Raw genomic sequence first — 25,258 nt, forward strand, 5'->3', positions numbered from 1 at the left:
CGCTTCAGCGACGAAACAGGTCCCACGCAAGCCAGATGCAAAGGAAGGCTGCAAGCAACCAGATGATCACGATCGCCACAAGGCCCGAACGGCTGACCGGCCGCCCCGCGCGCTGCATGGCCATGTCCCTGAATTCCGACATCAGAGGCGCGGGGATGAGACGGATGGCGACGAGGATGCCGAGCGGGACGATGACGAGATCATCGAGATAGCCGAGCACCGGCACGAAATCGGGGATGAGATCAACAGGGGAAAGGGCGTAGGCAGCGACCGCCCCGGCCACGATCTTGGCCATGACGGGCGTGCGATCGTCACGCGCGGCAATCCAGAGCGCGACGACATCGCGTTTCACGCTCCGCGCCCATTGTTTTGCCGCCTTCAACCATTCGCCCATTGTTGCGCCGCCTGTTCGTTCCAGCATTCGGGGCGGATCATTGCAGGTGCAGTTTAACATTTGATCCATCAGACGGGGGGCAGAACCCAGATGTTTTCTGTTTGTTCTCTTTCGCTGTTCAGGTACATTGCTCTCGTGCGTGGCGTTCATTTTCGCGAAAAAGGAGTTTGCATGAAAGCAGTTTTGTTTGGGATTTTCTTGCTGGCCGCCGGGAACGCATCTGCTTCCTGCGATCTGGTCTCGGCTCCGTGTTCTACCGACAGTTCGGGCAATACCTATATCAGAGAGCAGAATCTCGGCGGCGGCTACAACACCTATCGAAACGGAGATCTCTATTCGCAGACGCATCAGCAGCTCAATGGCACCTATCGAGAGACTTATTCGAGCGGCGGCTACCGGACTTATTACAGCGACCCCAACCGGAGTGCTCCTTATCAGGACGACCCGAAAGGCATGGTGGGCCGCTGACGCGAAGCCGATCTGCTGAACACATTGCGCAGTTGTCGCAACAACGACGCTATTGCTGCCACTACGCACTTTTGCCGGAATTGATCTAGTGATGTTTGAAGTACTGCACTTCGCGCTCGTGTTTCTCAGCCGCCTCCCGGGTCTTGAAAGTGCCCAGGTTCTTACGTTTGTGCGTCTTCGCATCGGGCTTGCGGGAATAGAGACGATATTCGCCTGACTTCAGTTTGCGGATCATCGGAACCTCCTATGCTGAGGGTAATCCCCTCAGCCTCATCCGGTTCCGGCTTGCAGCGTCTTTCCCAAAATCACCGCACGGCGACAACAGGCCTGAGCGCGTCGGTCAGCTCGGTGGAGCCTCTGCGGACATCGCGCGCATTCGGCTCGACATCGATGAGGCCGCCCCTGCTGTGAACCTCGTATAGCTCGGTCAGGAGATCGGCAGCGCTGGCGCTCATCATGCGGCCCAGGCTTTCGCGCCATTGCGAGCGGGGCAGGGCCTCAGCGGTAATCGTGCGCCCTAGCAGCTGGCTCAGCGCCGCAGCCACATCGCTTGCGCTATAGCGGCGCGGGCCTTCCGCATGAACGATCTGCTCGCGCGTTTCGATGTCGGGCCGAAGCAGGAGATCGGCGGCGATCCGGCCGACATCCTGTGCCGAGACGTTAGGGATCTGCTTTTCGACAGGGTCGTGAAAGCTCGGCAGAATGCCGGTTGCGATCGCTGCCGGCGCGACGCGGCCCCAGCCTTCCATATGCTCGGCCGAGCGCAGGAATATCCGGCGAATATCCAGCTGGCGAAGGCGCTGTTCGAACATGTGGAACATGCTCGGCATGGCGAAGCCTTCGCCGAGATGGGCGCCGTAGTCGGAAATGGCAAGCACCAGAGCCGGCTGTGCCTCTTCCAATGCCTCAGCGATGCTTTCGATCGAGCGGCACATGTCGCCTTTTATGTCTTCGGCCCGCGGGTTGGGCGGCAGAATGATCTGGACGCTATCGGCATCCGCTATCGCTCCGGCTAGCGCCTTGGCGTCCTGCAGATCGGCAAATGCGACTTCGCAGCCGATGGCGCTCAGGCGGCCAGCCTTTGCCGGATCGCGCAGGATGGCGCGCACGGGCACACCTGCCTCGCGCAACGCCCTAGCGGTCGAATAGCCGATCTTTCCGGCGGCTCCGAGGATTGCAATCATGTGTCTCTCCTTGCTGTTGATGCGCAAGGACTAGAGTGCCGCACAGACGGCGTCGCACAAATTCAGGCCGGTCTTTGCAAGTTCGGGCGGAATTCGCCCGCTTCGCGCAGGATCTCTCCGGGTGTCTGGCCGATGAGCCGGCGCATGGTCGTTACCATATGGCTCTGATGGGCAAAGCCTGCAGCAAGCGCGATCTCGCTTGCGGCCATACCCGTCGTCGTCATCAGGGCGCGGGCATATTCGACGCGGCGGCGGATAACATATTGGTGCACGGAAAGGCCGGTGCTGTTGCGAAACAGACTCTTCAGCCGTGTGACGCTGACGCCGGCAACAACCGCAAGGTCCGCCAGATGCAGCTTCCGGTCCAGATTGGTCTCGATATATTCCGTCAGCGTCCGCAATTGTCGGGCCGAGAGTTTCGGTTCGCCGCTGATCTCCGGCCGAGGAGCGCCGTCCCTCGCGGTCTCGAGCAGCCGGATGGCGAGCGCGTTGGCGAGAAGATCGATGTAGAGCGGGTCGGAGGGCGTATCGGCTTCCAGGTCCGCCTTGATCGCCCGGCAGATCGCCTCGATGCCGGCATCGCGCAGCTGAAATCGCGGCTGGAGTTCGATCTTTCCAATATCCCGCCCGAGATCTTCCGCGACCTGCTGCAGCCGCGAGGGAGCGAGACTTACGCGCAGGATCCGGCAATCGGCATCGTCCTCCCAGGACCCGTCGAGGCCGGCCGGGATGACGTCGATATCCCCGGGCTTCTGGACGCGGCGCATGCGTCGGCCGCCGCAGCGGCAATCGGCATTGACGGGCGGGCCGAAGTGAATGCCCAGACGATGCATGTCACCAGCCGGAACGCGAGAGATGCCCCGCGGAATATGCAGGAAGTCGGCCGCCAGCCCGCTCCACGCCCGTCCGGCGCTGGTCAGCAGGATCTGCGGTGAGGTCTGCAGGGATGAAGCTGTCATGATCCGTCTCGGCTTTCGGCTGAGGCCGGAATGCTACGTCTCAAAGGCTGGCTTGCCAACCGGTTTGCCTGAAAGCTCAGATGATCGCTTCAATGAGAAACGGTCCGCGGCGCCTGAGCGCGCTTTCGAAGAGATCGGCAAATTGCTCGCAGCTATGGGCACCCGCGGCATCGACGCCCATGCCCCTGGCGATAGACACCCAGTCCCAGGCGGGGTGATCGAGGTCCATCATCCGCCGAGCGTTCTCGCCGATGCCGTCGACGCCGACATTGCGCATCTCGGCATGAAGCACGGCATAGGCGCGGTTGGCAAAGATGATCGTGACAATGTCGAGATTTTCGCGCGCCTGCGTCCACAGGCCCTGCACCGTGTACATGCCGCTGCCATCCGCCTGCAGATTGATGACCTTGCGGTCGGGGCAGGCGATCGCCGCGCCCGTCGCAAGCGGTATTCCGCAGCCGATCGAGCCGCCGGTGTTCATCAGGTAGTCATGCGGCGCCGAGTCGGCTGAAAGTTCGAAGAGGCGTCGGGCCGAGGTGACGCCCTCGTCGCAGACGATCGCATTGTCGGGAAGTCTTGCCGCCACCATCACGGCGATCGCATCTTCGGTCAGATGGCCGAACGGAACGATATCGTCTGAAAGGTTCGATGATCGAGACGGAGGCGGTGACTGCCGGACGCCGAGTTCGTCCCTGAGTGCTTCCAGTGCACCTTTCAGGTCCTCGCCATGCCTTGCAAGGGTCAGAACCTTGCAGCCCTTGCGCACCAGCCGGCCGGGCTTGCCCGGATAGGCGAAGAAGGCGACAGGCTCGGGGGCGCCAAGCAATACCAGAACGTCGATATCGGCCAGCAGAGCAAGGGCGGCGTCGATCGGGTAGGGGATGCGGGTCAGGGCGACGCGGCCGCGGCCGCGCTCGACCCTCGGCAATTGCATCTCACTGAAAAGACGCACATCCTTGGCCGCCGCAATTGCCCCCGCAATCTCCAGGCAATCGGCGCGGGCGGCCGCACCGCTGACGAGGATTCCGACCTCGCCGGGCGTATCTCTGATAGCGGCGGCCACCTGGCGCACGACGTCCATGTTCACCGTCGATGGCATCGGCCGAGGCAGCCTGGTCGGCTGATCCGTTTCAACATGGCCCCAGGCGGCATCTGCCGGCAGGATGAGCGTTGCCACACCGGGAGGTGACAGTGAGGCACGGAAGGCAGCCTCCGTCGCGCCCGCCACATCCTCGGGGCCGCTGATGCGACGCACCCAGTTCGACATTGGCGCGGCAAGGCTTTCGATATCAGATGTCAGCGGTGCATCGAGAGCAAGATGATAAGAGGCGTGGTCGCCGACGATGTTGATGAGGGGTACCCTTGCCCGACGGGCATTGTGGAGATTGGCAAGGCCGTTTGCCAGCCCCGGTCCGGTATGGAGCAAGGTAGCGGCTGGCCGGTCGGTCATGCGCGCATAACCATCGGCTGCTCCGGTCACGACCCCCTCGGAGAGGCCGAGAACGCAACGCATCTCCGGCTTGCGATCGAGCGCTGCCACGAAATGCATTTCCGACGTGCCGGGATTGGCAAAGCACACTCTGACATCGTTTGTCAGCAGCGTATCACACAGGCTGTCTGCACCATTCATGGCCGTTTCCTCCCGCTAACAGCAGCCTTGCATGGGAAAAGCGCGAGCACAACCTTGAATAATGTACGAGGCTCTCTTCATCCGGGCCATCCGCCGCCTTGTTTTAGCCCTGCAGCCCCATCACTAGATATGTCCATACGACGAGAGTGATTCCTCTGGTTCACAAGGGTTTGAGAATGATCAAGAAAATGACGATTGCGGCGGCCGCGTTGCTGATGACGGCTCACTATGCCGGCGCCTCCAGCGATGCTTCGTGGAACGCGCTCTTCGCCAAAGTGAACGGCACCTGCATCGGCCAGTCGGGCATGGATACGCCCGAAGCGACCGCTCCCATCGTCTTCGACGATGCGACGGGGAAGGTTGCAGTGCTCCTGCGCGGCTCGATGGGCAAGGGCAAGAACAAGGTCAAGAACGTCAACCTGATCTGCCTCTACGACAAGAAGACCGGCAAGGCCTCAATCGAGGAATATCGCTGGCTCGGCCGGTAACGCGTTGTGGCCATTATCTGCGCACATGATGGCCCACATGTGCCTGGAAAGGGTCTGGCCGAGCGGCAAGATGTTCGGCCACAAAATCCACAAAGGCTTCGTTCTCTTCGAGCATTCCAGAGGGGCAGCAATGGATCACGCGCATAGGGCGAAGTCCTGCGTCCTGCAGCGAACCGGCTCTCCGCCGTCACGGGCTGACGGCGGCTTCAGCGAGATATCAGGTGTTTAACTTCAGGTGCGCCCTTCGTTTGTTCGGCGCGGTCCCAAATAGGGCCGGCGCTCGGTCTCGGTGGCCTTCAGCGAATGGCGCAACCGCAGCAGATCCTTGCGGGCGATGAGGCCGAGTAATTTTCCGGTTTCGGCATCGACGATCGGAATGCGGCCGGCATCGGTTGCGAGCATAAGATCGGCGACATAGCCGACCGTGTCGTCGGGGTGGGCCAATGGCAGCGAGCTGTCGGAGACGAAATCGCCGAGTATGTGGTCGGCAAGCGTGCCATCCTGCTGCCAGCGCAGCGCATCGCCGCGCGAAACCAGACCCTTCACGATGCCTTTGCCGTCGACCACCGGGTAGACGCGGTGGGTCTTTAGCGTCGCCGTGAAGAAATTGGTCACGTCACCGACCGTCATCTCGGCTGGGAACGTATCGACTTCCCTGATCATGATGTCGCGGGCGCGGGAGAATTCGAAAGGGTCGACACCATATTCGCGGGTTATGTGCTGGCCGCGGCGGGCGATCTTTTCCGTCAGGATCGAGCGGCGCAACAGCAGGACAGTGACCGCATAGGCGGAGACGGTTGCCGCAAGCAGCGGCAGCAGCGAAGAGACATCGCCCGTCAGTTCCACGGCAAAAAAGGTGCCCGTCAGCGGCGCGCGCATCGTGCCCCCCATCATGGCGGCCATGCCGAGCAAGGCCCAGAAGCCGGGATCGCCGGGAAGGAAAAGGCCGACCAGCCAGCCGAGCGCACCGCCAAAAATCAAGAGCGGCGCAAGCACGCCGCCCGATGTGCCCGAAGACAGGGCGATCAGCCAGATCGACCCCTTGACCAGCAGGATCGTCAGCACGGCGGCCGGCAGGATGGAGCTGTTCAATAGGCCGTCGATGATGTCGTAGCCGACGCCGAGCACCCGAGGCTCGATTAGGCCGCCAAGGCCGATGAAGAGGCCGCCGAGGGCAGGGCACCACATCCAGTGGATCGGCAGCGCCTCGAAAAGATCCTCGATCTTGTAGAGCAGCGTCGTCAGGATACCGGATTGCAGCCCGGCGATAATGCCCATTGCGGCGCAGAGCAGAATGCCCCACCACGGCAAATCCATATGGAACTGCTTGGGAAAGAGCGGGCCTGCCTGAAAAAGGAAGGGACGCCAGCAGATCGACACGCAGGCGGCAACCGCGACCGGGATGAAGCTGCGCGGCTTCCATTCGAAGAGCAGCAGTTCGACGGCAAGCATGATGGCGGCGATCGGCGATCCGAAGATCGCGGTCATGCCGGCGGCAGCACCGGCGACCAGCAGCGTCTTGCGCTCGGCCGAACTCAGATGAAAGCACTGGGCGAACAGCGAGCCGATCGCGCCGCCCGTCATGATGATCGGGCCTTCGGCGCCGAAGGGGCCGCCGGTGCCGATCGAGATTGCCGAGGAGAGAGGCTTCAGGATCGCCACTTTCGGCGACATGCGGCTGCCGCCGATCAGGATCGCCTCTATCGCCTCGGGAATGCCGTGGCCACGGATCTTTTCAGAGCCGAAGCGGGCCATCAGGCCGATGACGAGGCCGCCGATGACGGGAATGAGCACCATCCAGACGGAGCGCGGCGCTTGCGCCATCGATACGGTCGCAATGCTGAAGCGGTGAAACCAGACGAGGTTCGTCACCAGTGAGATGAGGCTGACCAGAGCCCAGGCGGCAAGGACGCCGCCGGTGCCGACGATCAGCGCCATGCCGACGAGAGCCAGGACACGCTTGTCCGTGGTGAAATCCCCCGCCTCGCGCCGGGAGAGGCCGCCCATAAAATCATGGGGGCGGTGTGCGTTTTTTTGAGGAGGCATTGCTGGTCCTGTTGACGTCTTCGTTCTTGCCGCAAATATATCGGAGCACGATATAAATCAACAGCCAAAACCGGGAGCTGGAACCATGCCGAACAAAGACCGCGCTCTATCGGAAATCGAATATGAGGCGCTTGCCAATCTCAGATATAGGATCCGCAAATTTCGCCAGTTCAGCGGGAAGGCCGCAGAAAAGCTCGGCCTGACGCGGCAGCAGCATCAGGCGCTGCTCGCGATCAAAGGGCTCGGCGTTGGAGGACGCATGAGCCTGCCTGAACTCGCGGACAAGCTCTTTCTTACGCCGCCAGAAGCCGCGACACTTGCCGCTTCGCTGCAAGAGGCGGGCCATGTCACGATCGACGCGAAGCAGAAGCGGCGGGCGACCGTCCTGTTGACAGCAAAGGCAGAAGAGCTATTGCGTCGTCTGACATCAGCCCATCTCTATGAGATCCGTGAAATGGCGCCGGAACTCATGCAGGCGCTGCGCATGCTGCAGGACCACCGGCAGATGGAAGTGGCCGCATGGATGCAATGAGAGCAAAAACATCGGCCCGAAAATCGGCCTTGATTTCGGAAAGCCTCATGCATGGATTCAAGGCCTTAGAGCGCGAGGACGTTTAGTGAAAAAGCCGAAAGACGATCTGAGCGATGCCGATTACGAAGCGCTCTCCGACCTGCGCTATACGCTGCGCCGTTTCATGGATTTCAGCGCTTCGGCGGCTCAGGAAGAGGGGTTGCCGGTGCAGCAGCATCAGGCATTGCTTGCGATCCGCGGTCATCGCGGCGAAGAGCCCATGACGATCGGTATCCTGGCCGAGCGCCTGCTGATCGCGCCGCATTCGGCCACCGAACTCGTCGGCCGGCTGGTCGCCGCGGGCTATGTCTCGCGCCATACAGACCCGGCTGACAAGAGGCGGCAAACGCTAGGACTGACGGCCAAGGCGGATGACGTTTTGAGGCGGCTGACGGCCATTCATCTAACCGAAATCCGGGAGATGGCGCCAAAACTCATCGATATGCTGCAGAACCTGCAGGCGGGTGGCGAACCTGAGGCCTAGCCGAACGAACAGCGTCGGCTCTGACTGCTTCGCAGTTTCGAAGCGTTAAAGCATCACTCGGACTCGACCACCCCAACCTGCCGCCGGAGAAATACCTTCGCGTCAGGGTTGAGATCCCGCCAATCGCAGTCGCGCAGCGCAGCTTCCATTGCATAGAGCGCCAGGATCGTCACATGTCGGCCAAATCGGAACTTTAGCCGGTGATAGGCTTCGACCGCACCAAGATTGCGCAAATCCTCGTCGGAAATGATATCGATTTCCGCCAACATCCGCGCCGTCGCCGGTCCGAGATTTCGCATGGCTTCAATACGCACGTCATCATGCCTTCGGTCAGAAAATCGATTGACGTTCTTGTTCCGCCCCTTATGCGCTTGCCCGCCGGTAAAGGGCGAGAGAGCCGGCAAGCGTCAGCAAGGCGCCGCCACAGATTCGGTCGAGCCAGAGCGCGCCCGATTTTCGCAACAGCCGCACGGCCTGTGAGCCGAGAGCCGCGTAGCCAAACATGACCATGAAGTCGATGCCGGCGAAGACGAGGGCGAGCACGGCATATTGCTCGACCTGTGCGCCCGAGGGATCGATGAACTGCGGCAGGAAGGCCGAGAAGAAGAGGTAGCCCTTGGGATTGGTGACGGCAACGAGAAAGCTCTTGAGGAAGATCGCCGCCGATGAAGCGGATGGGTTTCCGTTTTCGGAGCGCATCGAGACGTCAAGCGTTCCCTTCGAGCGCAGCAGCATGACGCCGAGGAAGGCGAGGTAGCAGACACCGATCCATTTGACGACCGTGAACCAGAACTCCGAGGCCGCCAGCAGCGCACCGAGGCCGAGGGCAACGGCACCAATCAACACGAAGTCGGACATGACGGCGCCGATCATGCCAAATACGGCCCGACGCACCCCGAATTTCGAGCCGTTCGTCAGGGCGAGAAGCACCGTCGGGCCGGGTGTGGCGATGCCGATGAATGCCACAAGTGCAAATGCAAGAACCGTCATTTCGGTCATGTCGTTCTCCTCCGTTGGCGCGCTAGCTATGACATCAGCCTGACATTTCCGAAAGAGGATTCGCCACTCCACCGACCGCCTATTTCCGATCGTCGACAGTTCGGTCGGCATCGAAGCATTCCACCTCCGCTGCGGCTAAAGAGAAGCGCGGAATGCATGAACGGAAAGGGGAATGCGATGAACAGGAAGACTGGCATGACGAGGGAACTGGGACTGCTCTTGGTGCTCTCGACGCTCTGGGGTGCCTCCTACACCTTCATCAAGATCGGCGTGGAAACCATTCCGCCGGTAACGCTGGTGGCGGCGCGGACGCTCATCGCCGGCCTGCTGCTTTTCGCTGTCATACGCTGGCGCGGCCTGAAACTGCCTCGCGACCGGCAGACATGGACTTACTTCCTGGTCCAGGCCTGCCTCAACAGCGTCCTGCCTTTTACGCTGATCGCCTGGGCCGAGCGGATGACCGATGCCGGCCTGGCGGCGATCCTGAATTCCACAACACCGATTTTTGCCTTTTTGATCACCGCGTTGATCACCCGGCACGAAGCCCTGACGGGGCGCAAGCTGTTCGGCGTCACGGCGGGATTGATCGGAACCGCGCTGATTATGGGTGTCGGGGCACTTGCCAGTATCGGACAGGCGCTTTCTGCGCAGCTCGCAATCGTCGCAGCGACGGTCAGTTATGCGGGTGCTGCGGTCTTCGGGCGGAATTTCAGAGGTCTTGATCCGATCATGCCAGCCGCCGGCTCGCTGCTCTCCGGCGCGGTGATCCTCATTCCGACCAGCATCGCCGTCGATCACCCTTGGACATTGAGCCCGAGCCTCTATTCCATCCTGGCGCTCCTTGCGCTCGCGGTCTTTTCGACGGCGCTCGCCTTCGTGATCTATTTCCGTCTCGTGCAGACCCTCGGTTCGGTCGGTGCCACGGCGCAAGCCTATCTCCGGGTGCCGATAGCGGTTGCGATCGGGATGCTCTTCCTCGGCGAAACGCTGTCTTCCACAGCAGGCCTCGGGCTTGCCTGCGTTATGGCCGGCGTGATCGCCATGACGCTTCCTCCCCGCAAACGCACCCAGGAGGCCGTCTAGCGCCTGCTCACAGCAGCGCCCGGATCACCGCCCATGCCGCCTCGCCAAGCCTTGCATCCGCCGTATCCGTGCCGCCATGGGCATGAAGGCGCGACCTAGGCGTGGTTTCGCCGGGAAGCAGCACGCGATGGCCCGCCCCGGCGTCAACGACCAGCGACACCGGCCGGCCGCTTTCCTCGCGTCGGCGGGCGAGCTCACATGCGAACCTCTCCGATGGCCAGAGCGCATCGTCGCCACCAGCCACAAGCAAGAGCTCTGCTGCGGCTTTCTCGATTTCGATACGCGCCCGTCGCAGGGTTTCCTCGCCGGTCTTCAGGCATTTTTCGAAGAAGGAACGATAGGCTAGCAGCCCATCGCGGTAGTCCCGCTCCCAGGCGGGATCGGCGGGAATGAAATCCAGCGGCTCTCCGTTCCAGGACCAGGACGAGCGTTCGGGCCATGCTATGCCGTCCTTGCCGGGGCCGATATTGCCCCAGACAACCGAACTCGGGCTGATCGCAATAACAGCGTTCACACGCGGGTCCAGATTGGCGACAAGCAAGGCCGCCTCTGCGCCTTTCGAGGTTCCGACGAAGACGATGCGCTGGCATCCCGCGAAATCAGGTAGTCCGTGGCGTCACAGAAGGTCTCCAGCGGGATTTCGCAAATGCCGGGCGATTGTCCCGTTCCGCCGAACCATTGCAGGGCCAATGCTTTTGCGCCGGCCTCAGCGAAGAGTTTGGCGCGATCGGTATCGACCCTGCCGCTGGAACCGCCGAGCACGACGACGCCGGTTTCACCCGCGTCGGACCGAGAGACGAATGCGCCGTTTATCCGGCCTTCGAGGCGTTCGATTTTGCAGCCGTCCATCGCGCTTGTTGCCATGCTGACATCCTGTTGGATTATCGGATGGTTTTTGACGGTCACTGCAGATGAAAGCTCTTTCGAGGTGCCGCTCACAGCCGCAGGCTATCATCCAACCAGACCCGGAAGCCGCCGCGGAAGGCGTTGTCATTGTTGCCGCGACGGCATTTTGGTGGCAGTTCCTTCAGCTTATCGACATTGCCGCCGCCGATGACGATGTAGTCGGGCAGCAAGGCGGCACTCAGGCGGTCGGCGACGTCGACGACCGATTTTCGCCATCTGCCCTTGCCGCGACTTTCCAGGCCACGTTCGCCGACATAGTCCTCGAAGGTCGCCTTCTTATAGGGCATGTGCGCCAGTTCGAGCGGCAGGCAGACGTTGTCGGCAATTATGGCCGAGCCGAGGCCGGTGCCGAGGCCAAGGAAGAGCATGCGGCCGCCCTCATAGCTGCCGATCGCCTGCATCAGCGCGTCGTTGACCATGCGTACGGGCTTGCCGAGGGCTGCCTCGAAATCGAGGCCCTTCCATCCCGGGCCGAGGTTGAACGGATCCGCCGCGGGGCGGTGGGCAGCAACGGGGCCGGGATAACCCATGGCGACGGCGTCATAGTGCCAGTCGGCGGTGAGATCGGTGAGGGCTGCGACCATCTTTGCCGCCGTCATTGCACGCCCCGATACGACCGAGCGTCGCTCGCTGCCGCTGCTGAGTTCTGCTTTCACATGCGAGCCGCCAATATCGACGGCGAGCACGATGCGGCCTGCCGCTGCGGCCGCCGCCGTCCCGCCATGCTCGCCTGTCTGCGTCGCATCGGGTGCCTCCGTCATGTCAGCCATGGCTGGCGCTCCTCTCCGGGCTGTGCCCTCAATCGTTCCCGCACCATTCTATCGGGCGCGAGATCGGCGACGGCTGTCAAGCCGGTATATTGCGGATTACTTTAATTCATCCCAGGATAGTGCATTCAAGGGGAGCATTCCCAAGCGGAGGAACACACTTGGCCTTTCCGACACTGCCACCCGGTTCCGTCGCGCCACCAGGCGCGCCGGGCATCGAACCCCGCTGGACTTCCAGCGACAAGAGCGCGGTCGGCACATCCGTCAGTTCGGCGAGCTGCGTCTGGTTTACGGCAAGCCACGGCATCCTCAACGAGATTTACGCGCCGCGGCTCGACATGGCCTGCGTGCGCGATTTCGGCTTCGTCGTGACGGCGGAAGGCTATTTCTCCGAGGAGAAGCGCGATGCCGATCATAGCGTGCAGGCGATCGAGGACGGTGTCCCGGCCTTCCGGCTCATCAATACCGCCCGTGACGGCCGCTATCGTATCACCAAGACCATCTTTTCGGATCCGGAGCGCGAGGTGGTGCTGCAGGACATCCGCTTCGAGGCATTGACTGGCAGCCTTTCCGATTACCGGCTGCATGCGCTGGTCGCCCCGCATCTCGTCAACGGCGGCGCCGACAACACCGGCTGGTATGCCGATTTCAAGGGCAGACCGATGCTCTTTGCCGAGGGGTCCGGGCGGTCGCTTGCCATTGCCGCCTCTGTACCCTGGCTTGCGCGCTCCGCAGGCTATGTCGGCATTTCCGATGGCTGGCAGACGCTGTCGCGCGGCGAGGGGCTGAAAGAGGAATATCGCTATGCTGCTTCAGGCAATGTCGCGCTGTCAGGGACGCTTGATATCCAGTCGGGCGGGAGCCAATCCGACCAGGGAAGGGCTCTGGTCGCTATCGGCTTCGGCACGCAGCCGGAGGAGGCTGCCCTGCGCACGCTGCTCAGCCTGGAACAGGGTGTGGAGCCGGCACTGAAGCGTTACCGTAACGGCTGGCGGGACTGGCAGGCCGGGCTGCTTGCGCTCGACGAGCCGCATGACCCTGACAAGCTGAACCGCTACCGCGTCAGTACCAGCGTGCTTGCCACTCACCGCGACGACGCCTCCGGCGCCATCATCGCCAGCCTCTCCATCCCCTGGGGCTTCAACAAGAGCGACGATGACCTTGGCGGTTATCATCTCGTGTGGACGCGCGATCTGGTGGAGACGGCGGGCGGGCTGCTGGCGGCCGGGGCGGCGGCGGACGCACGTTCGGTGCTCGACTATCTCACCGTCATCCAGGAAGCGGACGGCCATTGGGTGCAGAACGCCTGGCTCGACGGACGGCCCTACTGGAACGGCATCCAGATGGACGAGACGGCCTTTCCGATCCTGCTCTACGACATGCTGCTGCGCTCGGGCGCAATCGGTGCCTTGGAAACCGGCCGCTATCTGCCGATGATCGAAGCTGCCGCCGGTTACATCGTCAGAAACGGTCCCGCCACGCAGGAGGATCGCTGGGAAGAGGATGCCGGCTATTCGCCCTTCACACTTGCCGTCGAGATCGCCGGGCTACTTGCGGCGGCCGACGCTGTGGAAGCGGCAGGGCGGCTGGACGCGGCGCAGTATCTGCGCGAGGTGGCCGATGGCTGGAACGATCGTATAGAGGAATGGACCTACGCCACCGATACCGAACTGTCGCGCAGCCTCGGCGTCGAAGGCTATTATGTACGCATCGCATCGGCGACCGAGGGCCGCCTGTCACTGCGGCGTGACTTTATTCCGATCCGCAATCGGGACGATCTCGGCGAAGTGGTTGAAGCGGACCTGCTGATAAGCCCCGATGCGCTGGCGCTGGTGCGCTTCGGCCTGCGGGCCGCCAACGACCCGCGTATCCTTGGTACGGTGGCGGCGATCGATGCGGAGTTGCGACGCGACCTTCCGGCCGGTCCCTACTGGTATCGCTACAATGACGACGGTTATGGCGAACGCATCGGCGGCGCGCCGTTTGCCGGGAGCGGCGTCGGCAGGCTCTGGCCGCTGCTGACCGGCGAGCGCGCTCATTACGAGCTTGCCGCCGGGCGGGCGGAAGAGGCGCGGCGGATGCTCGCAGCACTCGAAGCTTCGGCAAGCGAGGGCGGGCTGTTGCCGGAACAGATATGGGACAGCGAGGATGTGCCGGAACGCGAGCTCTTCCTCGGCCGGCCCTCGGGCAGCGCCATGCCGCTCGTCTGGGCGCATGCCGAACATATCAAGCTGCTCCGCTCGCTGCGGGACGGCATGATCTTCGACATGCCGCCCCAGACCTTTGCCCGCTATGTCGCGGCAGAGCCGGCGCCGGCACCTTTCTCCTGGCGGCTGACGGCCAGGCGGGACCAGATGCCGTCGGGCCGACGGCTCCGCATCGAACTGCCCGAGCCGGCGCTGGTGCGCTGGTCCACCGACAGCTGGGCAAGTGCCACCGACAGCCCATGCCGCGACACCGGCTTCGGCACGCATGTCTTCGACCTGCCCACGCAGACGCTCGGCCCCAGCAGAATCGACTTCACGATCTTTTGGAAGGATGCCCAGCGATGGGAGGGCGTGGATTTCATGATCGAGGTCGTTTGAGGCGGGTCCGTCGCCTGCGTACCCTTGTCACGGTTGCTGCTTGCGCTTGCCGAGCAGTTTGAGAGTGATCTCAAGCATGCTATCGGCTGTGTGTGGAGGTGCTGCACCTCGAGGAGCCTGAAAGATGTTCGTTTCAAGCACGTTGATCCCGTTTTTCCTGGCGCTTCTTGCCCTGCAGCTCTCGCCGGGCCCGGATATGCTGCTCGTCATCGGGCGCGGCATAGGGCAGGGCCGGCGCGTGGCATTTCTGACCGCCGTCGGCGGCACCCTTGCCGCAGGGCTGATCCAGCTTCCGCTTTTGGCACTTGGGGTCGCATCGATTATCCAGAGTTCGCCTCTCGCCTTTGCGATTCTTCGCTGGGTTGGCGCCGCCTATCTCATCTGGCTTGGTTTCAAGCTTCTGCTGAAAACGCGTGGAAGGCTCGATCCGACCGTCGAACGCAATCCCGTCTCTGGCTGGACGGCACTACGTGAGGGGATGATCAGCAATCTGACGAACCCGAAGGTACTGGTTTTCATGCTGGCTTTTCTTCCGCAGTTCGTTGATCCGCACAATGGCTGGCCGGTCGCGGCCCAGCTTCTGATCCTCGGAGGGATGCAGAAACTTTCCGGTTTTATCGTGCTTGCGCTTGTGGCTTTTGGCGCTGGCGGTCTCGGCAACTGGCTTTCCCGCCGCCCGCATCTGCTCGTCTGGCAGAAGCGCTTTACCGGGCTCGTGATGCTTGGCCTCGGCCTCCGCCTGGCGCTGACAGGAGAGGCGCGCCCGGTCAGCGCGTGACGTAGGCTGCCAGGAAAGCTCCCGAATTTACGACTTGTAGATCAGCCAGCTCTTGGAGAATTCCTTCTGCATGCCCTCTTCATAGACGACGGTGCAGTTGCGCCCGGCATTCTTGGCGCTGTATAGCGCGATATCGCTCTTGGAATAGAGGTCGCCGGCATCGCCGGCATGCGAGGCCATGCAGACGCCGATGGAAACCGTGACCGGGCCGTAGTCGACGCGGGTGCGGGAATTCTTGAAGGGGGTGGATTCCAGCGTCCGGCGAATGCGCTCGGCAATGACAGTCACTTCCTCGAGCGTGTTGCCGTCAATGATGAGGGCGAATTCCTCACCGCCAGTGCGGGCGACGAAGACGTCCCGGCGAACATTGGTGCGGATGACGGAGGCGACCGTCGCCAGAACCTTGTCGCCGACCGGGTGGCCGTAGGTGTCGTTGATCTTCTTGAAATTGTCGATGTCGGCCAGGAGCAGGGCGGTCACAGGGCGGAGCGCCGGATTGTTGAAGACGGCGGCCAGCCGATCGTCAAAGGCGCGGCGATTGGAAAGACGCGTCAGCGAGTCCGTATTGGCGATGCGCTTGTATTCGTCGAGTTCCTTGCGGACCTGATCCATCTCCTGCGAGCGCTGGACCATGTCTTCGACGGTCTTTTCGCCGTGGGTGATCGTATCGCCTGTTGCCTGGGTGAGCAGGTCGATGGCGTTTTCGATGAGGTCGGCGCTCGTCGTGCTCTTGGAACTGATGCGCTTGCAGGTCTCGTTGAGCAGCCGGTTATAGCTTTCGAGCGAGGTCTGCTCCTGGCGCAGCACCCGCAGCAGGCCTTCCAGTTCGCCGGCGATGCGGCTATGGGCGTCGTCGAATATCTTGGCCGGTGCTGTGTGTGCGCAGTGCTGAGCGCCGAGCGCATCGAGCTCGGCCTGTGTCGCTTGGCTGCCGAGCGCGGCGAGGTCGCGGGTGAGTGCGGGGTTGGAGCCGATATAGGCTTCGTAGAAGAGTTCGTAGTTGCGAGGTATGGGTGCAACGCCCATGGAGCGCATGGCATAGGTAATCTGACCCGCGACATCGGGAACCTGCACCTTCGGCGCAACAGCCGTATTCATTCCGGCAACTCCTCGTCCAACTTTTAAGCAATCTTCTATTTGTTATCTTAGATTTCTTGGGAAATGATTAAGGCGACATATACCAAAGATTACATACGATAAGTTTGATAAGCATCAATACTACGATCAGCCCTATGATTTTTCTCAAAGATTTGTAAGTTCTACTGCAACTGAGGCACCTCCTATGCGCGAGGTGTATCAAAAAAGTTCAATCCTCTTCTCTTTTCAGGGATTGTTTTGATTTTGTTGACGTTCGGTATCTGTTTTCTGGTCTTCTGGCAGGCAGGGCCAAGTGACAGACCTTGTCTTAAGAAACCGGATTTACGGGCACCGGATCGTGGCCCCCTGCCGAAGGCATGAGTTCATGGAACCGTCTCGCCAAACCTCGCCCGCCATTCTTGCTCTCGCCATCGCATTCGGCGTTGCGTTCCTTCTGCAGCAAAGCGGCTTCTTCAACGGCATCTTCAGCACCGACATCCTCGCCAGCGTGAAGGTGGAAGACGTTCTCGGCGCTGCCGATATCGCGGGCGTGGAGAAGCCTTCAACTCAGCTTGTCACCGCGGCCAATATCGATCAGGCCGAGACCGCTTCCGGTCGGTAGCCCCTGCCTTAAATGTCAGCCTAGATTAAGCTCCTGGAAGAAGTCGTTGCCCTTGTCGTCGATGACGATGAAGGCCGGGAAGTCTTCCACCTCGATTTTCCAGACGGCTTCCATGCCGAGTTCGGGATATTCCAGCACGTCGACCTTGCGGATGCAGTCCTGCGCCAGACGCGCTGCCGGGCCGCCGATGGAGCCGAGATAAAAACCCCGATGCTTCTTGCAGGCCTCGCGCACGGCGCGCGAGCGGTTCCCCTTGGCGAGCATCACCATCGATCCGCCGAAGGATTGGAACTGGTCGACATAGCTATCCATGCGGCCCGCAGTCGTCGGGCCGAAGGAACCGGAGGCGTAGCCGGCAGGGGTCTTGGCCGGACCCGCATAATAGACCGGGTGGTTCTTCATATAGTCGGGCATGCCTTCGCCCTTTTCCAGCCGTTCTCGGATCTTGGCATGCGCGAGGTCGCGGGCGACGACGATCGTGCCTGTCAGCGACAGGCGGGTCTTGACCGGATGCCTGGAGAGTTCGGCAAGGACATCGGCCATCGGCTGGTTGAGATCGATGCGTACGACGGATTCGGACAGTTTCTCCTCGTCGATGTCGGGCATGTACTTGGACGGATCGGTTTCGAGCTGCTCGATGAAGATGCCGTCGCGGGTGATCTTGCCCTTGGCCTGGCGGTCGGCGGAACAGGAGACGCCGAGGCCGATCGGCAGCGAGGCGCCATGGCGGGGCAAGCGGATGACGCGCACGTCATGACAGAAATACTTGCCGCCGAACTGGGCGCCGACGCCGAGGCTCTGCGTCAACTTGTGGATTTCCTTCTCCATCCCGATGTCGCGGAAGGCATGGCCGCTGTCGGAGCCTTCGGTCGGCAGCTCATCGAGGTAGCGGGTGGAGGCAAGCTTGACGGTCTTCAGGTTCATCTCGGCCGAGGTGCCGCCGATGACGATCGCCAGATGGTAGGGGGGACAGGCTGCCGTACCTAACGTCAGTATCTTCTCCTTGAGGAAATCCAGCATGCGGTCATGCGACAGGAGCGAGGGCGTGCCCTGGAAGAGGAAGGTCTTGTTTGCCGAGCCGCCGCCTTTGGCGACGAAGAGGAAGTCGTAGCTGTCGGTACCTTCCTCATAGATATCGATCTGCGCCGGCAGATTGTTCTTGGTGTTCTTTTCCTCGAACATCGTAATGGGGGCGAGCTGCGAATAGCGCAGGTTCTTCTTTTCATAGGCGTCGAGCACGCCCTTCGAAAGCGCTGCCGTATCGCCTCCCTCGGTCCAGACGCGGCGGCCCTTCTTGCCCATGATGATCGCCGTGCCGGTATCCTGGCACATGGGCAGCACGCCGCCGGCGGCGATATTGGCGTTTTTCAGAAGATCGTAGGCGACGAAGCGGTCATTGTCGGTGGCTTCCGGATCGTCGAGTATCGCGGCGAGCTGCTTCAGATGGCCGGGACGAAGCAAGTGGTTGATGTCGGCAAAGGCCGTTTCGGCGAGCAGGCGGATGCCCTCGGGATCGACCGAGAGGATCTCCTGGCCCTTGAACGTATCGACAGAGACATAGTCGCTGCTGATCTTGCGGTAAGGGGTAGTATCGGCGCCAAGGCGGAAGAGATCGTCAGCCATCGAAGTGACCTTTCTGAGTAGGGTAGTTTGGAACCGGTCTAATTGTGGCTGGGGCCAAAAGCAATCGCGAAGGGCGCGGGATTGATGGCGAAAATGCCGCGGTGGGCACGGTGCCTCGGCATATCCTTTAAAGCAAAAAGCCGCTGAGCCGGGTTTGTTTTTTAGGCGCCTCTCTCTACTGGGCGTCATCCTCGGCCTTGTGCCGAGGATCTGCTACGCATCCAGCTAAGTATCGGTCGGCAGCAGCTGCTCGGGACAAGCCCGAGCATGACGGAAGAGGGGTTATTTCGGGCTGATCATCGTCTCCGGGCGGACGATCGCGTCATATTCTTCCGAGGTCACCAGCCCGCTCGCCAAGGCTTCTTCCTTCAGCGTCGTTCCGTTCTTATGCGCCGTCTTGGCGATCTTGGCGGCCGCGTCGTAGCCGATCTTCGGGGCGAGTGCGGTCACCAGCATCAGTGAGCGCTCGAGGCCGGCCTTGATATTGTCCTCGCGGGCCTCGATGCCGACAACGCAATTGTCGGTGAAAGAGACGGCGGCGTCGCCGAGGAGTTGGACCGATTGCAGGAAATTATAAGCCATCATCGGATTGTAGACGTTGAGCTCGAAATGACCCTGGCTGTCGGCGAAGGTCAGCGCTGCGTGGTTGCCGAAGACATGGATGCAGACCTGCGTCAGCGCTTCGCACTGAGTGGGGTTCACCTTGCCGGGCATGATCGATGAGCCTGGCTCGTTTTCCGGCAGCGCCAGTTCGCCGAGGCCGGAGCGCGGGCCGGAGCCGAGCAGACGGATGTCGTTGGCGATCTTGAAGAGGGCGGCGGCGGCCGCGTTTATGGCGCCGTGAGCGAAGACCATCGAATCATGCGAGGCGAGCGCCTCGAACTTGTTCGGCGCCGTCACGAAAGGCATGCCGGTGATGGCGGCGATCTCTTCGGCAACCCTCTCGGCAAAACCGACCGGCGCATTCAACCCGGTGCCGACTGCGGTGCCGCCCTGGGCAAGCTCGCAAAGCCCGGGCAGGGTCATTTCGATACGCTTGATGGCCGAGCCCACCTGCGCGGCGTAGCCCGAAAACTCCTGACCCAGCGTCAGCGGCGTCGCATCCTGCGTATGCGTGCGCCCGATCTTGATGATGTGGCTGAATTCCGTGACCTTCATGTCGAGGGCGGCATGCAGGTGCTTCAGCGAAGGCAGGAGGTGGTGGGCGATCTGTTCGGCGCAGGCGATGTGCATGGCCGTCGGGTAGGTGTCGTTCGACGATTGGCTCATATTGACATGATCGTTCGGGTGCACCGGCTTCTTGGAACCCATGACGCCGCCCAGCATTTCTATGGCACGATTGGAGATTACCTCATTGGCGTTCATGTTGGATTGCGTGCCGGAACCCGTCTGCCAGACGACCAGCGGGAAATGGTCGTTCAGCTTGCCGTCGATCACTTCCTGGGCGGCATCCACGATAGGTTTGCCAATGCTGGGATCGAGCTGGCCGAGCGCCATGTTGGCGCGTGCTGCCGCCTGCTTGACGATACCGAGCGCACGCACGATCGAGAGCGGCTGCTTTTCCCAGCCGATCTTGAAATTGCCGAGAGAACGCTGCGCCTGCGCGCCCCAATAACGGTCGCTGGCGACCTCGATCGGGCCAAATGTATCGGTTTCGGTGCGGGTGGAACTCATGGCTTCGTGCCTTCCTGTCACATGCTGTTAAGGGCAGTCTTTGAAGATGAAGGACTTATAGGGTGGAAAGCTTTCCAAGAAAACCGGACACAGCGCGAAATATTGAAAGCCATTGTCATGTTTATTGGCCTATTTCAGCGTGTTGTTTCGGCCACGCCAGGAAATTAATGCAAAGAGCAGCGGAAAGCGCCCTTTCTCAAGCCGGAAAATTCGGTAAAAAATTAACTAATAATTTCATAATTTTGTGTGAACTGACGAGCGGCGCATGCGTTCGACCCCGTCACACAAAGTTGAGCTGAAAGCGCTGGCTGCGCGGGCCGGTTTCTGATGAATGGGCCGCGGCTGCCGGGAATTCTGAAAGAATTGATCTGAGCCTTTTTGCTCGACAACAGCATGATACTGGAACTGGAAAACAAGATGAAGTTCGTTTTGAAAAGCGCGGTTTCCGCATTGGCACTTTCCTGCGTGATGGGCGCGGTTCCTGCGCATGCCTATACGCTGATGGACATGCTGCGCGGCGACCGGGCAAGAAGCGGCCAGAGCACCATCATCATGGACCCTTCGGCTCCGGTTCGCGGCAATCCCGGCAATCGCAACGGTCTTGGTGGCGATATCGATCCGGAAGCAGCGATGCCAAAGGTTTCCAGCCCGCGCTACTACACCTACAAGGCTGAGACGCTGCAGCTCGTCGATACGACGAAGTTTGCCGATCCTGTCGTGACCGGCGCGGTCGCCGACGTCTCCGGCTCGGCCACGACAGACGGCGCTCCGCAGCGCCACTTCCTGACGGAAGCCAAGGTTCGCGCCAATGCCGATGTCGCCAAGGCCCTGCAGGCCTATTATGGCGACGGCAAGAACCCGCTCATCTGGGTGTCCGGCGAGGGCGTCAACGAGCGCGGCAAGGCTGCCCTGACCGTGCTTGCCGATGCGGCAAGCGTCGGCCTCGATCCGGCCGATTATGCCGTCTCCGAGCCGAGGATCGATCCGGCCAATCCGGCTCCCGATGTTCGCGACCGGGCGCTGACGCAGTTCGAACTCGCGCTTTCCTCCAAGGTTCTCGCCTATGTGCAGGACACGACGCGCGGCCGTGTCGACCCCAACAAGCTCTCCGGCTACCACGATTTCCAGCGCAAGGTCGTCAAGCTCGATCCGGTGCTGAAGCTCTCCCGCATGAGCCCGGATGTTGCCGCCTATCTTTCCAGCCGCAACCCCGACAGCGCGCAGTTCCTGGCGCTGAAGGCGGAGCTTGCCAAGCTGCGCGCTGCCGACGGCGGCAATGAAGCGCCGATCACGATTTCGCTCGACGGCCTGCTGCGTCCCGGCGACAGCTCGCCGGAAGTCGCCAACATCGTCAAGGCGATCCAGAAGAATGGTTCGGAAGATCTGAAGACCGCCCATGCGGCAACGTTTGCGTCCTATACCGGTGGCAGCGACTATTCGCCGGAGATCGTGTCGCTGGTCGAGGACTTCCAGAAGGAACATGGGCTGAAGCCTGACGGTGTGATCGGCCAGGCAACCGTGCGCACCATGACCGGCGGCGACACCAACGCTTCCAAGATCGACAAGCTCGTCGTCGCCATGGAACAGGCGCGCTGGCTGCCTGAGGATCTCGGCCCGCGCTATGTGATGATCAACCAGCCGGCTTTCATGGCCTATTACTATAACGACTCGAAGCAGCAGCTTGCGATGCGCACCGTCGTCGGCGGCAAGAACAATCAGACCTATTTCTTCGACGACGAGATCGAAACGGTCGAGTTCAACCCGTTCTGGGGCGTGCCGCAGTCGATCATCATCAACGAGATGTTGCCGAAGCTGCGCTCCGACCCGAACTATCTGGACCAGATGGGCTACGAGGTTGAAGTCGGCGGCCGCGCCGTTCCGTCTTCCAGCGTCGACTGGTATGGTTCGACGCAGAACATCTCCGTGCGTCAGCCCCCGAGTAGCGACAATGCGCTGGGCGAATTGAAGATCCTGTTCCCGAACAGCCACGCCATCTACATGCACGACACACCCTCGAAGAGCTTCTTCAAGCGTGACATGCGTGCGCTCAGCCACGGCTGCGTGCGTCTTTCGGATCCGCGCGCGATGGCGGCTGCCGTTCTCGGTACGACGGTCGATGAGGTCGCCAAGCAGATCGCCACCGGCCAGAACCATGCCGTGAAGGTGCCGCAGAAGATCCCGGTCTATGTGTCCTATTTCACGGCATGGCCGAACAAGGATGGCGTGATCGAATATTTCGACGACGTTTATGGCCGCGATGCTTATGTGAACAAGGCGTTCGATGTGACGACGAAGTCGCGTGAGGCGCAGATCTGACGCTTGGCGTTTGATGGGATTCAGCGGGCGGTCTTCGGGCCGCCCGTTTTGTATTCGAGGGTGAGAATTGAGAATGAGAGGGTGTGCCCTGTGGCCCCCTCATCCGCCCTTCGGGCACCGTCTCCCCGCAGGGGCGAAGGGGGAGCAAGCCGCACGGTTCAGTTTTCATGAACACCGTTTGGGAATAGGATAGGAGAGGCGTTGCCACAAGTCCCTTCTACCCATCGGGCAGAAGGTACCGGCAGGCGGATGAGGGGGCCAGGAGCGCCAACGCCTTGGTCTGCTCTATCAGCCTTTAAACAGCAACCTTCGCCGCAGATCCCTTCAGCAAACTTTCCACCAATTCCACCGTCAATTCATCATAGTGCGTGATGAGCACATCCGGGTCCAAACTCGACACCGGCACATCCGAATAGCCGAAAGGAACAGCAATCGAAGGCACCTCGGCATTCTTGGCCACCGCAATATCGTTGATGCTGTCGCCGACCATCACCGTGCGGGACACATTGCCGCCGGCGCGTTCGATCGTGCCGGTCAGGTGCCGTGCGTCCGGCTTGCGATGCTCGAAAGTATCGCCGCCGGTGATGGCGTCGAAGTAATGCGTCAGGCCGAGCTTTTCGATCAGCCCGGTCGCCAAGCCCTCCAGCTTGTTGGTGCAGACGGCGAGGCGATAGCCCGATGCCTTCAGGCGGTCCATGGCAGCGACGAGGCCGGGGTAGGGCTCGGTATGACCGGGCATGTTTGCACTATAATGAACAACGAAACGCTCCACCAGCGCCGGCAGCTCTTCCTGCGAGATCGGTTTTCCCTGCAGCTTGCAGGCGCGTTCGATCATCACACGGGCACCCTGGCCGACAAGGTGCGTGAGGTCGTCATAGGTGACGGGCTCAAGATCCAGCGCTGCGATCGTGTAGTTCAGGCTTTCGACGAGATCGACATGCGTGTCGAGCAGCGTGCCATCGAGATCGAAGACGACGAGGCCTTTGTTCTTGAGAAGAGCCTGGCCGGCATTTTCGCGAGCGGTGGTCAAAGTGGTGCCTCTGTGCGGGATAGGATTCTCAGGGAGTAGGCGATGAACAGACGAAAAGCAACGTCGGGGACGGCAGACAGAAAAGCCGCAGCCGAAACGCGCGGCTTTCAATCGCAAGACGATGATTTTGGCTTTCGTTTGCAATACGAGCCGTGTAAACAGCACATCCAACGCAATATCAGGAGCTGGCGGCGCATGGATGCCCGCGAAATGAAGATCAAGGCCGCCGAGGCCGCACTCGTCCATGTCGAGTATGGCATGCGCCTCGGAATCGGGACGGGGAGCACGGCTGAGGAATTTGTTCGTCTGCTCGCCGAAAAGGTTGCTGCCGGTTTCAAGGTCGAGGGCGTGCCGACGTCCGAGCGCACGGCGCGGCTCTGCGTCGAGCTCGGCGTTCCCCTTAAATCGCTGGATGAGCTGCCGCAGCTCGATCTCACCATCGACGGCGCCGACGAGGTCGATCAGGCGCTTCGGCTGATCAAGGGTGGCGGCGGCGCTCTGCTGCGCGAAAAGATCGTTGCAGCAGCCTCGGCGCGGATGATCGTCATTGCCGATGAAAGCAAGCTTGTGCAGACGCTCGGCGCTTTCGCGCTGCCGATCGAGGTCAACCCCTTCGGCCTCGTTTCAACGCGTATCGCGATCGAAAGGACCGCCTCGCGCCTTGGTCTTTCCGGCGAACTGACGTTGCGTCAGTCCGGTGACGGAGAGTTTACCACCGACGGCGGACATCACATCATCGATGCATCTTTTGGCCGCATTCCTGATGCAGAGGCGCTTTCGAGGGAGCTGAATTCCATCCCCGGTGTCGTGGAGCACGGGCTTTTCATCAATATGGCGGCGCTTGCGATCATTGCCGGTCCTGCAGGCGCCCGCACGCTGCAGGCAAACAGATAACAGGAGCATAGAAACTCATGATGAACATTGCAGGTCTTGGCCGTCTTGCCGCTGCGACCATCGTTCTTTCCGGGCTTGCCTTCGGCTCTGCCGCAAGAGCGCAGGAAGTTTCAGAGGAGCAGCTGAAGGCTGCCCGCGCGGCCATGGACGCAATCGGCGCGACCACCCAGTACGACAATATCCTGCCGGGTCTGGCAGAGCGTCTGAAGGCCGGCCTCATCCAGGATTCGCCGAACTACCAGGATGTCATTTCCGCGACCGTCGATGCCCAGGCGCTGGCTCTGGCGCCGCGCCGCGCCGACCTCGAGAAGGAAGCCGCCCTGACCTATGCCAAGGCCTTCACGGTGGACGAACTGAAGGCGATTGCCGATTTCTACAATTCCGACGTCGGCAAGAAGCTGTTGCGTGATGGCCCGGTCGCTTCGCGTGAAACCGCCAAGGCTGCCGATATCTGGGCGCAGGGCATTTCCCGCGACCTCCAAAAGCAGAGCAATGCCGAGCTTTCCAAGGTCATCAAGGCTCCGCCACCGGCAACCGACAGCCCGGCACAGCCGGCTCCGGCAGCAGCGCCGGCTGCTCCCGCTGCTCCGGCACCTGCCAAGAAATAAGACCATCCTTCATTTCGCCAAAAGCCCGGCCTCGTCCGGGCTTTTGTTTTTGTGGCGCTGCCCCTATCTCTT

24 protein-coding genes and 1 pseudogene are annotated in these 25,258 nt (G+C 61.4%); 11 read left to right on the plus strand and 14 right to left on the minus strand.

Annotated elements, in window-relative coordinates; translation table 11 throughout:
- Positions 1-4 precede the first annotated feature (4 nt).
- A complete protein-coding gene (locus JNB85_RS27855) occupies positions 5-421 on the minus strand; it encodes a YkvA family protein (RefSeq protein ID WP_223216629.1) in 417 nt (138 codons plus the stop codon).
- A 144-nt stretch (positions 422-565) separates the two neighbouring features.
- Between JNB85_RS27855 and JNB85_RS27860 the strand changes: the two genes are divergently transcribed.
- The gene (locus JNB85_RS27860) at positions 566-862 is read left to right on the plus strand and encodes a hypothetical protein (RefSeq protein WP_220337638.1); all 297 of its coding nucleotides are present in this window, start codon (positions 566-568) and stop codon (positions 860-862) included.
- An 85-nt stretch (positions 863-947) separates the two neighbouring features.
- Here JNB85_RS27860 and JNB85_RS27865 read toward each other — a convergent pair whose 3' ends face one another.
- The 4 genes from JNB85_RS27865 to JNB85_RS27880 form a co-directional block, all read right to left on the minus strand.
- Entirely contained in the window at positions 948-1,097 is a 150-nt protein-coding gene (locus JNB85_RS27865; protein WP_113308362.1) for a hypothetical protein, read from the minus strand.
- 70 nt (positions 1,098-1,167) lie between these two features.
- Positions 1,168-2,046: an NmrA family NAD(P)-binding protein gene (locus JNB85_RS27870; protein WP_220337639.1), complete on the minus strand. Its 879-nt coding sequence runs from the start codon at positions 2,044-2,046 to the stop codon at positions 1,168-1,170.
- A 62-nt stretch (positions 2,047-2,108) separates the two neighbouring features.
- On the minus strand, positions 2,109-3,005 hold the full coding sequence (locus tag JNB85_RS27875; protein ID WP_220337640.1) for a helix-turn-helix transcriptional regulator: 897 nt from the start codon (positions 3,003-3,005) through the stop codon (positions 2,109-2,111).
- A gap of 76 nt (positions 3,006-3,081) precedes the next feature.
- A complete protein-coding gene (locus JNB85_RS27880) occupies positions 3,082-4,635 on the minus strand; it encodes an acetolactate synthase large subunit (protein ID WP_220337641.1) in 1,554 nt (517 codons plus the stop codon).
- Between the two features lie 176 nt (positions 4,636-4,811).
- On the opposite strand from JNB85_RS27880, the gene JNB85_RS27885 reads away from it, so the two are divergent.
- Positions 4,812-5,123, plus strand: a complete 312-nt coding sequence (locus tag JNB85_RS27885) for a hypothetical protein (protein ID WP_220337642.1) — start codon at positions 4,812-4,814, stop codon at positions 5,121-5,123.
- Positions 5,124-5,354: 231 nt separating this feature from the next.
- Here the strand turns inward: JNB85_RS27885 and JNB85_RS27890 are convergent, their stop codons facing one another.
- On the minus strand, positions 5,355-7,169 hold the full coding sequence (locus JNB85_RS27890) for a chloride channel protein (protein WP_220337643.1): 1,815 nt from the start codon (positions 7,167-7,169) through the stop codon (positions 5,355-5,357).
- An 85-nt stretch (positions 7,170-7,254) separates the two neighbouring features.
- Here JNB85_RS27890 and JNB85_RS27895 point away from each other — a divergent pair, with 85 nt between their 5' ends.
- Entirely contained in the window at positions 7,255-7,701 is a 447-nt protein-coding gene (locus JNB85_RS27895) for a MarR family transcriptional regulator (RefSeq protein WP_220337644.1), read from the plus strand.
- A gap of 163 nt (positions 7,702-7,864) precedes the next feature.
- The gene (locus tag JNB85_RS27900) at positions 7,865-8,224 is read left to right on the plus strand and encodes a MarR family winged helix-turn-helix transcriptional regulator (protein WP_220337690.1); all 360 of its coding nucleotides are present in this window, start codon (positions 7,865-7,867) and stop codon (positions 8,222-8,224) included.
- Positions 8,225-8,277: 53 nt separating this feature from the next.
- Here the strand turns inward: JNB85_RS27900 and JNB85_RS27905 are convergent, their stop codons facing one another.
- Complete coding sequence (locus JNB85_RS27905) at positions 8,278-8,538, minus strand: TfoX/Sxy family DNA transformation protein (RefSeq protein ID WP_220337645.1); 261 nt, start codon at positions 8,536-8,538, stop codon at positions 8,278-8,280.
- A gap of 49 nt (positions 8,539-8,587) precedes the next feature.
- Positions 8,588-9,223, minus strand: a complete 636-nt coding sequence (locus JNB85_RS27910) for a LysE family translocator (RefSeq protein WP_220337646.1) — start codon at positions 9,221-9,223, stop codon at positions 8,588-8,590.
- Positions 9,224-9,400: 177 nt separating this feature from the next.
- Here JNB85_RS27910 and JNB85_RS27915 point away from each other — a divergent pair, with 177 nt between their 5' ends.
- Positions 9,401-10,306 (plus strand): DMT family transporter, encoded by a 906-nt coding sequence (locus JNB85_RS27915; RefSeq protein WP_220337647.1) that lies wholly within the window; start codon positions 9,401-9,403, stop codon positions 10,304-10,306.
- A 7-nt stretch (positions 10,307-10,313) separates the two neighbouring features.
- Here JNB85_RS27915 and JNB85_RS27920 read toward each other — a convergent pair.
- A pseudogene (locus JNB85_RS27920) lies at positions 10,314-11,155 on the minus strand (acyl-CoA thioester hydrolase/BAAT C-terminal domain-containing protein).
- 86 nt (positions 11,156-11,241) lie between these two features.
- Positions 11,242-11,973, minus strand: coding sequence for an ROK family protein (locus tag JNB85_RS27925; RefSeq protein ID WP_220337691.1), 732 nt, complete (start codon positions 11,971-11,973; stop codon positions 11,242-11,244).
- 167 nt (positions 11,974-12,140) lie between these two features.
- On the opposite strand from JNB85_RS27925, the gene JNB85_RS27930 reads away from it, so the two are divergent.
- Both JNB85_RS27930 and JNB85_RS27935 read left to right on the plus strand, forming a co-directional pair.
- The gene (locus tag JNB85_RS27930; RefSeq protein ID WP_220337648.1) at positions 12,141-14,564 is read left to right on the plus strand and encodes a glucan 1,4-alpha-glucosidase; all 2,424 of its coding nucleotides are present in this window, start codon (positions 12,141-12,143) and stop codon (positions 14,562-14,564) included.
- 124 nt (positions 14,565-14,688) lie between these two features.
- Positions 14,689-15,342, plus strand: coding sequence for a LysE family translocator (locus JNB85_RS27935; RefSeq protein WP_220337649.1), 654 nt, complete (start codon positions 14,689-14,691; stop codon positions 15,340-15,342).
- 27 nt (positions 15,343-15,369) lie between these two features.
- Here the strand turns inward: JNB85_RS27935 and JNB85_RS27940 are convergent, their stop codons facing one another.
- Complete coding sequence (locus tag JNB85_RS27940) at positions 15,370-16,440, minus strand: GGDEF domain-containing protein (protein ID WP_220337650.1); 1,071 nt, start codon at positions 16,438-16,440, stop codon at positions 15,370-15,372.
- Positions 16,441-16,804: 364 nt separating this feature from the next.
- Here JNB85_RS27940 and JNB85_RS27945 point away from each other — a divergent pair, with 364 nt between their 5' ends.
- Positions 16,805-17,041 (plus strand): hypothetical protein, encoded by a 237-nt coding sequence (locus tag JNB85_RS27945; RefSeq protein ID WP_220337651.1) that lies wholly within the window; start codon positions 16,805-16,807, stop codon positions 17,039-17,041.
- 15 nt (positions 17,042-17,056) lie between these two features.
- On the opposite strand, the gene JNB85_RS27950 is transcribed toward JNB85_RS27945, so the two are convergent.
- Positions 17,057-18,664, minus strand: coding sequence for a fumarate hydratase (locus JNB85_RS27950; RefSeq protein WP_220337652.1), 1,608 nt, complete (start codon positions 18,662-18,664; stop codon positions 17,057-17,059).
- Between the two features lie 282 nt (positions 18,665-18,946).
- Positions 18,947-20,338 carry a class II fumarate hydratase gene (fumC, locus tag JNB85_RS27955; RefSeq protein ID WP_220337653.1) on the minus strand — a complete coding sequence of 464 codons (1,392 nt, stop codon included), beginning with the start codon at positions 20,336-20,338 and terminating at the stop codon, positions 18,947-18,949.
- Between the two features lie 417 nt (positions 20,339-20,755).
- Here fumC and JNB85_RS27960 point away from each other — a divergent pair, with 417 nt between their 5' ends.
- Positions 20,756-22,654, plus strand: a complete 1,899-nt coding sequence (locus JNB85_RS27960) for a L,D-transpeptidase family protein (protein WP_220337654.1) — start codon at positions 20,756-20,758, stop codon at positions 22,652-22,654.
- A gap of 295 nt (positions 22,655-22,949) precedes the next feature.
- Here JNB85_RS27960 and JNB85_RS27965 read toward each other — a convergent pair whose 3' ends face one another.
- Positions 22,950-23,684, minus strand: a complete 735-nt coding sequence (locus JNB85_RS27965) for an HAD family hydrolase (RefSeq protein WP_220337655.1) — start codon at positions 23,682-23,684, stop codon at positions 22,950-22,952.
- A gap of 195 nt (positions 23,685-23,879) precedes the next feature.
- Here JNB85_RS27965 and rpiA point away from each other — a divergent pair, with 195 nt between their 5' ends.
- Together rpiA and JNB85_RS27975 are read left to right on the plus strand one after the other, a co-directional pair.
- Positions 23,880-24,578, plus strand: coding sequence for a ribose-5-phosphate isomerase RpiA (rpiA, locus tag JNB85_RS27970; RefSeq protein ID WP_220337656.1), 699 nt, complete (start codon positions 23,880-23,882; stop codon positions 24,576-24,578).
- Between the two features lie 17 nt (positions 24,579-24,595).
- On the plus strand, positions 24,596-25,186 hold the full coding sequence (locus JNB85_RS27975) for a DUF2059 domain-containing protein (RefSeq protein WP_220337657.1): 591 nt from the start codon (positions 24,596-24,598) through the stop codon (positions 25,184-25,186).
- Positions 25,187-25,258 lie beyond the last annotated feature (72 nt).

The organism is Rhizobium mesosinicum (genome assembly GCF_019511345.1).
GTDB lineage: Bacteria > Pseudomonadota > Alphaproteobacteria > Rhizobiales > Rhizobiaceae > Rhizobium > Rhizobium mesosinicum.

Coding starts and splice junctions, on each gene's coding strand:
- JNB85_RS27855 (WP_223216629.1), bottom strand. CDS start 421: ATGCTGGAACGAACAGGCGGCGCAACAATGGGCGAATGGTTGAAGGCG.
- JNB85_RS27860 (WP_220337638.1), top strand. CDS start 566: ATGAAAGCAGTTTTGTTTGGGATTTTCTTGCTGGCCGCCGGGAACGCA.
- JNB85_RS27865 (WP_113308362.1), bottom strand. CDS start 1,097: ATGATCCGCAAACTGAAGTCAGGCGAATATCGTCTCTATTCCCGCAAG.
- JNB85_RS27870 (WP_220337639.1), bottom strand. CDS start 2,046: ATGATTGCAATCCTCGGAGCCGCCGGAAAGATCGGCTATTCGACCGCT.
- JNB85_RS27875 (WP_220337640.1), bottom strand. CDS start 3,005: ATGACAGCTTCATCCCTGCAGACCTCACCGCAGATCCTGCTGACCAGC.
- JNB85_RS27880 (WP_220337641.1), bottom strand. CDS start 4,635: ATGAATGGTGCAGACAGCCTGTGTGATACGCTGCTGACAAACGATGTC.
- JNB85_RS27885 (WP_220337642.1), top strand. CDS start 4,812: ATGATCAAGAAAATGACGATTGCGGCGGCCGCGTTGCTGATGACGGCT.
- JNB85_RS27890 (WP_220337643.1), bottom strand. CDS start 7,169: ATGCCTCCTCAAAAAAACGCACACCGCCCCCATGATTTTATGGGCGGC.
- JNB85_RS27895 (WP_220337644.1), top strand. CDS start 7,255: ATGCCGAACAAAGACCGCGCTCTATCGGAAATCGAATATGAGGCGCTT.
- JNB85_RS27900 (WP_220337690.1), top strand. CDS start 7,865: ATGGATTTCAGCGCTTCGGCGGCTCAGGAAGAGGGGTTGCCGGTGCAG.
- JNB85_RS27910 (WP_220337646.1), bottom strand. CDS start 9,223: ATGACCGAAATGACGGTTCTTGCATTTGCACTTGTGGCATTCATCGGC.
- JNB85_RS27915 (WP_220337647.1), top strand. CDS start 9,401: ATGAACAGGAAGACTGGCATGACGAGGGAACTGGGACTGCTCTTGGTG.
- JNB85_RS27925 (WP_220337691.1), bottom strand. CDS start 11,973: ATGACGGAGGCACCCGATGCGACGCAGACAGGCGAGCATGGCGGGACG.
- JNB85_RS27935 (WP_220337649.1), top strand. CDS start 14,689: ATGTTCGTTTCAAGCACGTTGATCCCGTTTTTCCTGGCGCTTCTTGCC.
- JNB85_RS27940 (WP_220337650.1), bottom strand. CDS start 16,440: ATGAATACGGCTGTTGCGCCGAAGGTGCAGGTTCCCGATGTCGCGGGT.
- JNB85_RS27945 (WP_220337651.1), top strand. CDS start 16,805: ATGGAACCGTCTCGCCAAACCTCGCCCGCCATTCTTGCTCTCGCCATC.
- JNB85_RS27950 (WP_220337652.1), bottom strand. CDS start 18,664: ATGGCTGACGATCTCTTCCGCCTTGGCGCCGATACTACCCCTTACCGC.
- fumC (WP_220337653.1), bottom strand. CDS start 20,338: ATGAGTTCCACCCGCACCGAAACCGATACATTTGGCCCGATCGAGGTC.
- JNB85_RS27960 (WP_220337654.1), top strand. CDS start 20,756: ATGAAGTTCGTTTTGAAAAGCGCGGTTTCCGCATTGGCACTTTCCTGC.
- rpiA (WP_220337656.1), top strand. CDS start 23,880: ATGGATGCCCGCGAAATGAAGATCAAGGCCGCCGAGGCCGCACTCGTC.
- JNB85_RS27975 (WP_220337657.1), top strand. CDS start 24,596: ATGATGAACATTGCAGGTCTTGGCCGTCTTGCCGCTGCGACCATCGTT.